Source organism: Actinophytocola sp. (assembly GCF_050699935.1).
Lineage (GTDB): Bacteria > Actinomycetota > Actinomycetes > Mycobacteriales > Pseudonocardiaceae > Actinophytocola.
On sequence record NZ_JBOHGB010000005.1, the window covers coordinates 69,316 to 81,468 of the forward strand.

13 protein-coding genes are annotated in these 12,153 nt (G+C 71.9%); 10 read left to right on the plus strand and 3 right to left on the minus strand.

What is annotated here, in order from left to right; genetic code table 11:
* Positions 1–13 precede the first annotated feature (13 nt).
* The 4 genes from ACRDTB_RS03655 (at position 14) to ACRDTB_RS03670 (ending at position 3,661) form a co-directional block, all read left to right on the plus strand.
* Positions 14–1,777 carry a methylmalonyl-CoA mutase family protein gene (locus ACRDTB_RS03655; RefSeq protein ID WP_431428469.1) on the plus strand — a complete coding sequence of 588 codons (1,764 nt, stop codon included), beginning with the start codon at positions 14–16 and terminating at the stop codon, positions 1,775–1,777.
* On the plus strand, positions 1,774–2,538 hold the full coding sequence (locus ACRDTB_RS03660) for an enoyl-CoA hydratase/isomerase family protein (RefSeq protein WP_431428471.1): 765 nt from the start codon (positions 1,774–1,776) through the stop codon (positions 2,536–2,538). Before ACRDTB_RS03655 ends, ACRDTB_RS03660 begins: the two co-directional genes overlap by 4 nt.
* Positions 2,528–2,950, plus strand: a complete 423-nt coding sequence (locus tag ACRDTB_RS03665; RefSeq protein WP_431428472.1) for a cobalamin B12-binding domain-containing protein — start codon at positions 2,528–2,530, stop codon at positions 2,948–2,950. The genes ACRDTB_RS03660 and ACRDTB_RS03665 overlap by 11 nt, the downstream gene beginning before the upstream one ends.
* A gap of 99 nt (positions 2,951–3,049) precedes the next feature.
* Positions 3,050–3,661, plus strand: coding sequence for a M23 family metallopeptidase (locus ACRDTB_RS03670; protein WP_431428473.1), 612 nt, complete (start codon positions 3,050–3,052; stop codon positions 3,659–3,661).
* A 69-nt stretch (positions 3,662–3,730) separates the two neighbouring features.
* On the opposite strand, the gene ACRDTB_RS03675 is transcribed toward ACRDTB_RS03670, so the two are convergent.
* Positions 3,731–4,324 carry a hypothetical protein gene (locus ACRDTB_RS03675; protein WP_431428474.1) on the minus strand — a complete coding sequence of 198 codons (594 nt, stop codon included), beginning with the start codon at positions 4,322–4,324 and terminating at the stop codon, positions 3,731–3,733.
* On the minus strand, positions 4,321–4,821 hold the full coding sequence (locus tag ACRDTB_RS03680; RefSeq protein WP_431428475.1) for a hypothetical protein: 501 nt from the start codon (positions 4,819–4,821) through the stop codon (positions 4,321–4,323). Before ACRDTB_RS03680 ends, ACRDTB_RS03675 begins: the two co-directional genes overlap by 4 nt.
* Before the next feature lie 244 nt (positions 4,822–5,065).
* Between ACRDTB_RS03680 and ACRDTB_RS03685 the strand changes: the two genes are divergently transcribed.
* The 6 genes from ACRDTB_RS03685 (at position 5,066) to ACRDTB_RS03710 (ending at position 11,808) form a co-directional block, all read left to right on the plus strand.
* A complete protein-coding gene (locus ACRDTB_RS03685) occupies positions 5,066–7,375 on the plus strand; it encodes a WD40/YVTN/BNR-like repeat-containing protein (protein WP_431428476.1) in 2,310 nt (769 codons plus the stop codon).
* 82 nt (positions 7,376–7,457) lie between these two features.
* Positions 7,458–8,225, plus strand: a complete 768-nt coding sequence (locus ACRDTB_RS03690) for a carbohydrate ABC transporter permease (protein ID WP_431428477.1) — start codon at positions 7,458–7,460, stop codon at positions 8,223–8,225.
* Positions 8,222–9,472 (plus strand): ABC transporter substrate-binding protein, encoded by a 1,251-nt coding sequence (locus ACRDTB_RS03695; RefSeq protein WP_431428478.1) that lies wholly within the window; start codon positions 8,222–8,224, stop codon positions 9,470–9,472. Before ACRDTB_RS03690 ends, ACRDTB_RS03695 begins: the two co-directional genes overlap by 4 nt.
* Positions 9,469–10,488, plus strand: coding sequence for an ABC transporter ATP-binding protein (locus tag ACRDTB_RS03700; RefSeq protein WP_431428479.1), 1,020 nt, complete (start codon positions 9,469–9,471; stop codon positions 10,486–10,488). The genes ACRDTB_RS03695 and ACRDTB_RS03700 overlap by 4 nt, the downstream gene beginning before the upstream one ends.
* The gene (locus ACRDTB_RS03705; protein WP_431428480.1) at positions 10,485–11,384 is read left to right on the plus strand and encodes a carbohydrate ABC transporter permease; all 900 of its coding nucleotides are present in this window, start codon (positions 10,485–10,487) and stop codon (positions 11,382–11,384) included. Before ACRDTB_RS03700 ends, ACRDTB_RS03705 begins: the two co-directional genes overlap by 4 nt.
* Before the next feature lie 280 nt (positions 11,385–11,664).
* A complete protein-coding gene (locus tag ACRDTB_RS03710; protein ID WP_431428481.1) occupies positions 11,665–11,808 on the plus strand; it encodes a hypothetical protein in 144 nt (47 codons plus the stop codon).
* A gap of 176 nt (positions 11,809–11,984) precedes the next feature.
* Here the strand turns inward: ACRDTB_RS03710 and ACRDTB_RS03715 are convergent, their stop codons facing one another.
* The gene (locus ACRDTB_RS03715; protein ID WP_431428482.1) at positions 11,985–12,134 is read right to left on the minus strand and encodes a hypothetical protein; all 150 of its coding nucleotides are present in this window, start codon (positions 12,132–12,134) and stop codon (positions 11,985–11,987) included.
* Between the last annotated feature and the right edge of the window lie 19 nt (positions 12,135–12,153).

Here is a 12,153-nt window from a genome sequence, read left to right on the forward strand (position 1 = left end):
GGAGGCAGCCCACATGACCTCGCGAGAGGATGCGCGGGCAGCCGGTGCGGAGATCTCCGAACGGCTCGCCCACTGGCGTGACCACACCCTGCGGAAGTCCCAGGAGCGGCTGGGAGGCGAGGCGAACCGGGCGGTCGCCGAGCCGGCCACCCCGCTGCGCGTGAACGGGCACGACTACCTGCGCGACGTCGGGCTGCCCGGCGAGTACCCGTTCACCTCGTGGCTCTACCCGACCCCGACGCCGTTCCACGGCGGTGGCGGCGCGACGGCCACCAGGGCGGGCCGCTACTCCGGCTACGGCACGTCCGAGGACTGCCGGGACTACTACCTCGAGGCGGCCCGGTCGGGGATGCGGGTCGGCGGTCCGAACGTCGCCTCCGACCTGCCCACCCAGCTGGGGTGGGACTCCGACAGTGACGAGGCCGCCGGTGAGGTGGGTCAGGTCGGCGTGGCGATCGACAGCCTCCGCGACTTCGAGAACATCTACGCCGCGTTCGGCGATCCACCCGAGCTCGCGACGATCTCCAGCAACTGGACCATCAACGCCCCGGCCGCCGTGTATGTGGCGTTCTACTGCGCACTGGCGCGAAAGCACGACGTCCCGCTCGCCGCGCTGCGTTGCACGCCCCAGAACGACATCCTCAAGGAGTTCGTCGCGCGCGGCCTGTACATCTTCCCGGTCCGCGAGTCGCTGCGCCTGACGCGGGACGTCATCGACTTCACGGCGCGGCACATGCCGCGGTCGAACTCGATCAGCATCTGCGCCGAGCACATGCGCTACGCCGGTGCGTCCACTCCGGACTCGTTCGCCTTCGCCTTCGCCAACGCCAAGGAGTACGTGCGCCAGGGGATCGCGGTCGGGCTGGACCCGGACGACTTCGTCCGGCGGTTCACCTTCCGCGGCTTCGGTGACTCCACACTGGACTTCCTGCGCGGTATCGCGGCTCCGCGGGCGGCCAGGCGGATGTGGGCGCGGATCATGCGCGAGGAGTTCGGGGCCAAGTCCGACCGGGCATGCCTGCTTCGGGGTGGGGAGCACGCCTGGGGCAACGCCTACCTGCGGATGACCACCACGCGGCCGATCAACAACATCGTGCGGGAGACCGTGGAGGCGATCATCCAGGCCACCGCCAGTGGCCAGCTCAGCGGCAGCTTTCCGTTCGACGAGCCGCTCGGCCTCGGGCACAGCCGCGAGGCTCAGCAGGTTCGGCGCGACCTGGAGCGGATCCTGTTCCACGAAGCCAAGTTGGGCGCCACCCTGGACCCGTTCGCCGGCTCGTACGTGATCGAGGCGCTGACCGACGAGATCGAGGCGGACACCCTCGACGCGCTGGAGCGGGTGGAGCAGCGCGGCGGGGCGATCGCCGCGGTGGAGTCCGGCTACTACCGGGACAGGATCGCCTCGAACGCGTGGGACCAGCAGCGGGCGATGGAGGTCGGCGACGACGTCTGGGTCGGGGTGAACGCGTTCACCGGCGAGGACGAGCTCGACGTCGAGGTGAAGCTGACTCCCGAGTACCCGGGCGAGAAGCTGGCGAGCGCCGAGGAACGCCAGTGCGCCGCGTTGCGGGAGCTGCGCGCCGAGCGCGACGACGCGGCGGTGGCCGCCACGCTGCGGGCGCTCGAGAAGGCCGCCCGGGACGAGCGGCACAACGTCATGCCCGAGCTGATCGACTGCGCGCTCGCCTACGCCACCGTCGGCGAGATCTGCGACGTGCTGCGCGACTGCTTCGGCCTGGCCGACTCCGCCGTGCCGACCGGCACGGGCGCGCGATGACGGACGCCACCGGCACGCCGCCGCTGGTGTGCGCGTTCGACGACGACCGGCTCGAGATCACCCTGAACCGGCCGGCGAAGCTGAACGCGCTCACCCCGGACATGCTCCGCACGCTCGCGGCGGTGCTGGATGACCCGAGGGTGGCCGACTGCCGGCTGGTGGTCCTGCGAGCGGCGGGGGAGCGGGCGTTCTCCGCCGGGTTCGACCTGACCGTCCTGCGCGAGCTGGGCACCAGCGCACACGAGGGTGACCCGCTGGGGGCCGCGGGCGCCGCGCTCGCCGGGTGCCCGGTGCCGACCGTCGCGGTGCTGCACGGCTACTGCTGGGGTGCCGCCGTCGAGCTCGTCGCATCCTGCGACCTGCGCATCGCCCGGGACGACGTGACGTTCGCCGTCCCGTCGCACCGGCTCGGCTCCGTGTACCGGCCGGCCGGGATCGACCTCGTGGCCCGGCGGTTCGGGTGGACCACCGCGGTGGAGCTGTTCCTGTTCGGACTCACCGTGCCGGTGGACACGGCCGTGAGCCGGGGAGTACTCGCGTGGGCCGGTCCCGCCGAGGAGGTCGACGGGTGGCTGGCGGAGACCCTGGACCGGTTGCGTCAGGCCGGCGAGTCGGCCGCGACCCACAAGCGGATCCTCACCCAGTGGCTCGATCGGGCGGAGGTTCCGGCCGAGCTGATGTCCAACTGGGAGCTGCTGCGCGCCGAGTCCGTGCGGCGCCGGACGATCCCAGCCGTCGGAGGAAGGCGTCATGGCTCATAGCGGCACCCGTCAGGCGACCCGACCCATCAGGGTGGTCCTGACCAAGGCGGGCCTGGATGCCCACGAGCGGGGGATGCACGTGATCTCCCGAGGTCTGCGCGACCACGGCTTCGAGGTGATCGTCCTCGGCCTGCGGCAGAGCCCACGGGCCGTGGTGTCGACGGCCGTGATGGAGGACGCCGACGTGATCGGCGTGAGCAGCCTGGCCGGTGGGCACCTGACCTACCTGCGCGCGGTGATGGCGGAGATGCGACGGCAGGAGTGCACCGCCGCGGTGGTGGTCGGCGGGGTCATCCCGCGACCGGACATCGCGGCACTCGAACAGCTCGGTGTCGCCGCCGTGTTCCCACCGGGCTCCCTGGTCCGCGACATCGTGACGAAACTGACCGAGCTCGGCCCCGCCCGTCCGTGAAGCTGGCAACGGCGACCGATGGTTGAAGTCTTGCCTAGAGCAAGGGTAATCGGGAAGATAATCACCGACTGACGCGCGCGCACGGTGAGGAGTGTTCCCATGACCGCCCGCGGCAAGATCGTGACCGGCCTCGCTATCGCATCGGCGGTCCTCACCGTCCCGGTGGCCGCCGCGGCGACCGGCGAGCACGACGCCGCCGCGGGGCACGAGGCGACCCAGGCCAGCTACGCCCTTCCCCTGCCGCACGACGCGCTGCCCCGCGACGAGTACGACGATCCCCATCACGACTACCCGTCGATCGACCTTCCGGTCCCCACCGGCACCGACGCCTACGCGGTGACCTCCGGGCAGGCGGTGGTGTTCACCGACAGCGGCTGCGGCAACGGCGTCGAACTGTCGGCCGACGACGGGGCCCTGTACACCTACTGCCACTTCGACAGCCACGCGATCTCCTCCGGGCCGGTCCAACCCGGACAACTCCTCGGCGCGACCGGCAACACCGGCAACTCGACCGGACCGCACCTGCACTTCCAGATCAAGACCGACGGCGCCGCAGTGCTGCGGTGCCCGCAGAACATGCTGCTGGCGATCTACGACGGGCTGGCGCCTCCGCTGCCGACCGACCTGCCCACCTCGGGCTGCTCCACCCTGCGGTCGACGGCCGACAACCCGCGGCTCGACCACTTGTCCGAGCCGGCCTCCCAACACTGACGACCGCGTAACACTGACGACCGAACTGACGACCGCACCGGCGGCCGCCGCGATGGCCCGGCGCGGTCGTCAGCAGCCGACCGAAATCCGGCCGTCCGGACGCCCGGTCGAGCCGTCCAGGACGATCTCGACCGGGCCGCGTCGGGACAGGTGCACGCGCAGCCCGTCCGCGCCGGTCCACTCCACGTCCGTCAGCGAGTCCTGGTCGGAGTTGACACAACCCAGGTCCCACTCGCGCGCGGTCAACCCACTCCCCGACCGCAGCCTCAGCTCCCAGGTCGGGTCGATGACGTTCGAGCCGCGGTAGAGCAGCAGTTCCCTGCCGGCGTCGGGGGAGCGGTGGCGGGAGATCTCCCGCAGGTCGTCACGCAGCGACGCGGCCAGCGCGCCGAGCGCGGCCCAGCCCACGGCGAACGCCACCAGCAGACCGGCGAGGACCCGCCGCCACACCGGGTGACGGACCGCCAGCCAGGACGCCAGTGCCAGCAGACCCAATGCCATGGTGCCGAACAGGAACGGCCGGTCGAGCCGGCCCAGCAGCACGAAACCGCCCGGCCGCGCGACGCCGAGCCCGGCCGCGACGATCAGCGACGCGGCCAGCACCACCGGCGTGACCCACCACCGGCTCCGCCGCCCGGTGCTGTCCGTCCCGCGCTCGGTCACGGCGTTTCCGTTGTCGTGGTGGGAAGGGCTGGCGGTGCGGGCACGACGTCGGGGTCGATGAGGACGAGGTCGATGTCCCACCGGTCCTCGCACTCGGCCCGCCGCACGATCGCCTGACCCGCGGCGTACGACCCGGAGGTGAAGAAGACCTCCGCCTCGAAGCCCTCGTTGTCCATGCCGGCCGGGCGGTAGCCGGCGGCGGTCACCGCGTCCTGGATCAGCACCGTGACCTCGTCGAGCGGCTTGGCCGCGACCGCCCGCACCGTGATGTGGCCTTCCGTGCTCACCACGCGCGTGACCGTGCCGATCCGGTCGAAGGACAGCCCGTCCGGCATGAGCGCGGTCTCCGCCGGGGGAGCGGGCCGCGGCGGCGAGCACGCGGCGTCCGCGTCGTCCCCTGACTCGGCCGAGCACCCCGCGAGAACGACCAGCAACGCCGTCGCCGCCACGCGCGCCGTCGAGCGCGGCGACGGTCGGCGGGTAGCACGTTCGACCATGCGGACACTCTAGATACGCCGGTTACGCGCCGGCGCTCGAACAGCCGTCGCAAGACCGAAGATCCGGACTTCGCGGATGTTAAGGTGCGCCCCGCAGCGCGGCACGCCTGAAGGCCCGGTGCCACAAGGAGATCGCCGTCGCCGCGGAGGAGTGGGCGGCGATGGCGCGCCCCACTTGACCTTGGAGGCACGCGTGGCCTTACGCAGAGCAAGACATGTCCCGATCCTGGCCGCAACGGCCATCATGATCCTCCTGGGCGCCGGCGCCGCGTCCGTCACCGAACCGAAGGTCGACGGAACGAAGGCACCGAGCGCCCAGTCGTCTGTCACGGCGAATCCGGTGGGCGCCGAGGAGTGGATGTACTGGCAGCGGGCCAATGCCGACGGCTCGATCCCGGACGCCGCCGTCACCGCGGCGATCTCGCAGTCCACGCAGATGGGTGTGTCGGCCATGGGCTCGCCGAGCACGGACCAGGTGTGGTCGGACCTCGGCCCGAGCAACATCGGCGGTCGCATCCGCGACGTCGCGGCCGACCCCACGACGCGGGACGTCGTCTACATCGCGACCGGCAGCGGCGGCCTGTGGCGTTCCGCTGACGGCGGCGCGAGCTTCGACTCCGTGTGGCCCGCGGCGTTTCCCCAGTCGATGGGTGCCGTCGCGGTCGACTCCCAGGGCGTCGTCTGGGCCGGCACCGGCGAGCCCGACCACGGCGGCGGCTCCGCGTACTACGGCAACGGCATCTACAAGTCCACCGACGGCGGCGCGACGTGGACCAACCTGGGTCTGCGCGACGGCGACACCATCGGGCAGATCGTCATCGACCCGCGGGACGACGACCGGGTGTTCGTCGCCGTCATGGGCGCACTGCACGACACCGAGCCGACCCGTGGCCTGTTCATGACCGAGGACGGCGGGGCGAGCTGGACCCGCGTCATCGTCCCGGACAGCGCCTCCACCGGCGCGATCGACGTGACCATCAACAAGTCCGACCCGGACATCATGCTCGCCACGACCTGGGACAAGATCCGGGACGAGAAGTCGCGCATCTACGGCAAGAAGTCCTTCCTCTACCGCTCCACCGACGGTGGTCGCACGTGGGCGAACATCCACGACGAGCCGCTCCCGCAGAGCGTCGACGTCGAGGGGCAGCCGGTCACCGCGACCTACGTCGGCCGCATGGGGGTGGACTTCAGCGACAGCGACCCCAACCGCGCCTACCTCATCTCGAGCGCGGCCGGCGGCAACTTCAACGGCTTCTTCACGAGCACGGACGCCGGTGCGACCTGGACCCCGGTCGGTGCCACCTCGGGCGGCACCCTGCAGAACATCAGCGGCGGGTTCGCGTGGTGGTTCGGCCGCGTCTACGTCGATCCGGTCGACCCGCGGCACGTCTTCGTCGCGGGCGTGAACCTCGCCGAGAGCCTCGACGGCGGTCTCACGTGGACGACGTCGCGGACCCTGCACGCCGACCAGCACGGCCTCGAGTGGGACCCCTTCACGCCGCGCAAGGTGTTCATCGGCAACGACGGCGGCTTCTACTGGTCGACCGAGAACGGCGCCGCGCGCGGGCTGTGGGCCAAGACGCCGCACCTGCCCGTGACACAGTTCTACGCGATGGACGTCTCGGTCCAGGACGGCGCGCGGGTCAACGCCGGCTCCCAGGACAACGGCTCGCTGAAGTCGTGGGCGGCCGACAACACCGTCAACGGTGACTGGTTCAACTTCGTCGGGGGCGACGGGATGATGAACCGCATCGACCCGTCGAACGACCGGAAGTACTACGGCTGCTCGCAGAACGGCGGCTGCCGCGGCTTCGTCGACGGGGCCGGCTTCACCATGCGGATCCCCGGCCAGCGCGTGAACTGGGTGGCGCCGCTGGAGTTCTCCGCCGACCCGCGGATCCTGTTCGGCGGCAGCGAGACCGTCAACCGGATCGACACCGACCCCGGGCAGCGCCAGTGGGTGTCGATCAGCCCGGACCTCACCGAGGGCACCGAGCCCCGTGCCCCCGGCTTCGGGACCGTCACGGCGATCGGCTCCACGCCGGCCGACCCGAACCTGGTCTACGCCGGCACCGACAGCGGGCTGATGTGGGTCAGCCGCAACGCGATGGCCGCCCCGGACCAGGTGACCTGGCAGAAGCTGGAGAGCCCGGTCTTCCCGGGACGTTGGGTCACCCGGGTCACCGTCGACCCGCAGGACCCGAAGGTGGCGTGGGCCAGCTTCTCCGGCTGGCGCTCCGGTGACGGCTACCCGCACCTGGTGATGACCAGGGACGGCGGCCGGACGTGGTCCGACATCGTGGGCCGGCGCATCCCGCAGGCGCCGATCAACGACGTCATCCGCCACCCGGCCAAGAAGAACTGGCTGTTCATCGCCACCGACGTCGGTGTCTTCCGCACGACCAACCTCGGGAAGACCTGGGTCAAGGTGGGGGCGAACCTGCCGCTGGTGCCGATCAACGACATCGACCTGCCCAGTGGTAGCCAGACGTTGTACGCCGCGACCTACGGCCGTGGCGTCTGGACGACCTCGCTCGCCGACGCCGGCTGAGACGGGCGCGGCACTGGCACGGCCACACACCACCCCACCACCCCGACGGCCCACCTTCTGGTGGACCGTCGGGGTGGTCGCGTTGTCCGTCGTCTTCCTCGCGCCGCTCGTCGTCATGGTGCTGGGCTCGCTGCAACGCCCGCTGCAGCCGCCGCCGAACGGGCTCGACCTCTGGCCCGACCCCGTCGAGTGGGAGAACTACGCGACCGTGCCGCGGTTCATGCCGCTCGCTCGGCTGCTGCTGAACTCGCTGCTGCTCGTCGTCGTCGCGGTCCCGGTCACCGTCGTCGTCACGTCGATGGCCGGCCTCGCGATCGTCACCGCTCGCGGCCGGCTGCGCCGCTGGCTCGTCGGCGTCTCGGTGCTCATGCTGCTCGTGCCCGCCGCCGCGCTCTGGGTGCCGCGGGTCGTGCTGTTGCGCGGCGTCGGTCTCGCGGACACGCCGCTCACGGTCGCCCTGCTCGCGCTCGCCGGCACGACTCCGTTCTACGTGCTGCTGTTCGCGTTGGCGTACTCGCGCATCCCCGCGTCATTGCTCGAGGCCGCCACGCTCGAGGGTCTGAGCCCGTTCGCGGTGTGGCGCCGGATCGCGCTTCCGCTCGCCCGACCCGCGGCGGTCGCCGTCGCGGCGCTGTCCGGGCTGTACTACTGGTCCACGTTCATGGATCCGCTGACCCTCGTGTCGTCGCCGGGCAACTGGCCGGTGGCGCTGGGTCTGCGAAGCCTCAGTGAGATGGAGGTCGCACTGTATCCGATCTACCTCGCCGCCGCGGTCGTCGTGACCGCGCCCGCGCTGCTCGCGTTCGGCATCGCCCAACGGTCCTTCTTCTCCTCGGTGGAGCGCACATGAGACTCATCATCCTGGCGATTCCGGTGCTTCTCGTCCTGAGTGCCTGCGCCGGCGGACCGGCCGCGGGTGACGACGGCGACGCGACGGCGCCGATCACCGTGCAGGTCGGGGCCGACCCGGAGCAGGCGGCGGTCTATCGCAGCCTCGTGACGGCGTACCGGGAGGCCGGGGGCGGCGAGGTCGAGCTCGTCACGGTGGCACGCGACGACCATCTCACCCGGCTCTCCACCGCGTTCGCGTCCGGCGACGCGCCGGACGTCTTCCTGATCAACTACCGCGAGTACGCCCCGTTCGCGCGGCGCGGTGCCGTGCGGCCCATCGGCCCGCTGCTCGAGCGAGAGCGGGTCGACATGGCCGGCTACTACGAGGAGCCGCTGCGCGCGTTCACCTATGACGGTGCGCTGCAGTGCATGCCGCAGAACATCTCCTCGCTCGTCGTCTACTGGAACCGCGGGCTGTTCGAGCAGGCCCGCGTCCCCCCGCCGCGGGCCGGCTGGAGCTGGGACGAGTTCGTGGCGACGGCTCGGGCCCTGACCACCGGCGGGGTGAAAGGGGTCGGCATCGACGCGTCGATCACCAGGATGGCGCCATTCATCTGGGGCAGCGGCGGCGACATCGTCGACGACGACGAGGCTCCCACCCGCACGACCCTCCACGAGCCCGGCGCCCGCGCCGCCCTCGACGCCGTCGTCGACCTCATGGGCACCGGCGCCACACCGAACAAGGAGCAGCTCGCCGCGCAGGGACTGCCGGAGCAGTTCATGACGGGGAAGCTGGCGATGTTTCTGAGCTCGCGCGTCGAAGTGCCGGAGTTGCGGGAACAGCGTGGTCTCGACTTCGACGTCGCCGCGCTACCGGTCATGGGCGAACCGGCGTCGGTGCTGCACTCCGACGCGTACTGCGTCGCGAGCGGCTCCGAGAACGCGGCGGCCGCGGCGAGGTTCGTCGCCTACGCGGTGGGCCGGCAGGGCCAGACCATCACCGCCCTCGGTGGGCGCACCGTGCCGTCACTGCGCTCGGTCGCGACGTCTCCGGCATTCCTCAGCCCGGCCCGCGAGCCGGCGTCGTCGCAGGTGTTCCTCGACGCCATCCCGCATCTGAGGCACACGCCGGTGACGCCGTCGTGGCCCGAGGTCGAGGACGTGATCGGCACCCAGCTGGAGCGCGCCTTCGCCGACGGCGTCCCGCTCGACGAGGTCCTCGCGGAGATCCAGGAGCAGGCCGACCCACTGCTGCGGGACCGATGAGCCTGCTGGTCGAGGCCGCGCACAAGCAGTTCCGGGCCCGTCGCGGGGCGCGGGTCCTGGCTCTCGACGGGGTCGACCTCGAGGCGAAGGCCGACGAGCTCCTCGTCATCGTCGGGCCGTCGGGATCGGGCAAGTCGACGCTGCTGCGCGCGGTCGCCGGACTGGAGGCGCTCGACGCCGGGCGCGTGGTCATCGACGACCGGGACGTCACCGAGACGCCGGCCGGCCGGCGGGACGTCGCGATGGTGTTCCAGGAGGCCGCGCTCTTTCCGCACCTGAACGTCGCCGCGAACATCGGGATCGGGGAGCGGGCCCGTGGGGCTCGGCGGCGCGCGGTCGAGGCTCGGGTCCGCGAGGTGGCCCGCACCCTCGACGTCGAGCCCCTCCTGGCGCGGATGCCGGGCGAGCTGAGCGGTGGGGAGCGGCAGCGGGTGGCGCTCGCGCGGGTCATGATCCGCTCTCCCCGGGTGTGCCTGCTCGACGAGCCGCTCGCCTCCGTCGACGCCGAGCTGCGCCTGCGGATGCGCGGGGAGATACGAGCGGTGCGGCGCTCGTTGGGCGTGCCGATGGTGCACGTCACCCACGACCAGGTCGAGGCGATGGCGATGGGGGACCGGGTAGCCGTCATGGTGGCCGGGCGGGTGCTCCAGTGCGACAACCCCGCCGACGTGTACGCGCGGCCCGCGACCACGGCGGTGGCGCGGATCTTCGGCCCGCTGCCGATGAACCTTCTGCCCGCCGCCGGCGGGGTCGTCGTGGGCGTGCGGCCCGAGCGGGTTCGGTTGAGCCAGAGCCAGAGCCAGAGCCAGAGCCAGACCGGCCGGGTGGGGTCGGTGGTCGCGGTCGAGCCGGCGGGGGAGGAGTGCCTCGTCCGGGTCCTGCCGGACGAGGCGGACGGTGACCTGCTCGCCCGGCTGCCGTGGGCCGACGCCCCGCGGGTCGGGGACCGGGCGACGATGGCCTGGCGCACCGAGGACGAGCACCGCTTCGACGCCGCGACGGGCGAGCGCCGGTGAGGGGGCGCGGCCGTGCCGCGGTGGCGGGCATCCGGCGGTGGCCGCTCGCCCTGCCCTACCTCCTGGGGTCGCTCCTGCTCGTCCTGGCCCCGCTGGTGCTGGCCGCGGCGCTCGCGTTCACGAGCTACTTCGGTTTCCGCGCACCGGAGTTCACCGGAACCGACAACCTCGCCCGACTGGCGGCGGACCGTCCTTTTTGGAATGCCGTCGGCATCAGCGCGCTCGTCGCCGTGGTCGTCGTGCCGCTGCGGCTGCTGCTCGCGGTCGGTGCGGCGCTCCTGCTGGCCCGCCGCCGCGGTGCGCGAACGGCGGTCGGGCGCGTCGCGGCGTACCTGCCGTCGACCATTCCGGAGGCGGCGTGGGCGTTGCTGTGGCTGTGGATCCTCAACCCGCTCTACGGTCCGCTGCCGGCGCTGCTCGGCGCACTCGGCATCCCGGACCCGGGGTTCCTGACTACGCCGTGGGGGGCGCGGCTCGGGCTGGCACTCGTCATGGCGTTCCAGGTAGGGGAGGCGTTCGTCGTCGCCCTCGCCGCGCGCGCCGCGATCCCGCCACGCCTCCACGAGGCGATCGCGCTGGAGGGCGGGAGTGCCTGGTTCGCGCTGACGAGGGTGACGCTGCCGCTGATGGCGCCGATCGTGCTCGTCCTCGCGGTGCGGGACGTCGTCGTGGTCGTGCAGAACGCGTTCGTACCGGCCCTGCTCCTGACCGGCGGCGGCCCGGCGAACGCGACCCTCACGGCGCCCCTGCTGATCTACCGCCGGGCGTTCGAGTACGGGGAGCTCGGCTACGCGAGCACGCTCTCGGTCACCCTGCTCGCACTCACTGGCGTCGCGGCCGCGCTCCCGCTGTGGCTCGCCGCTCGGCTCGCCGCACGCCAGCGAACCCGCGCCTGAGGCCCGGCACGAGTTCACGGCGTGACCTGCCGGGGTACTCGCCGAACGTGCGCAAGGCGGCGGACGATTCGATGGCGGGGACGTCCGCCGCGCCGGCAGGGCGTTCGGGCCCGCGGATGCCTACCGCGTGTCGCGACCGTCCACTTGGGACTTCTCAGACGGAGGATGAATAGCGTTGTCTCGATCGAACAAGGACCTGGCGCCGGTTCCAGGCCCGTCGCGCGGTTCGGTGGTGACCTTCCGGCGCCCGGCGACAGCGGATGGCCGGGAGCGTTTCGGGATGGGCGTGGTCGTCGGGCCGGTCGTGCCGGAGCCGACGACCGGCAGGCCATGGGTCGGCGTGCGGGTGCCGAGGATTTCGCGGGGCGCCGGGATCGACCTCATCGATGTGGCGTCGATCGTCGACACCAGGTCGTCGGCGTAGGGCCGATCTCGCCGATTCCCTTGGTGCCCAGTGGATTCACGTGCGGGTCGTGCTCGTCGAGCACGCTGTGCACGTGTAGCGCCATGGAGGCCCATGGTGACCGCACGCGCCACCCCGTCGACCCGAAGCGTGACCTCCGCGTCCATTCGCGGCCCCGCCCTTCGTCGCGCCCGCGTCTACAGCCGTGGTTGGCGCTCCTGGTCGACGTCCGGCCCGTCTTCGCCGCCGTCGACGTGCTGGTCCCGAGTGCGAAGGTCGAAGTCGGCCCGTTGCTCGGCGAGCGGTTCGGTGTGGATCGGATGCGGATCCGGATCCGGTGTGGTCATCGCGGTCTGCCAACATCCG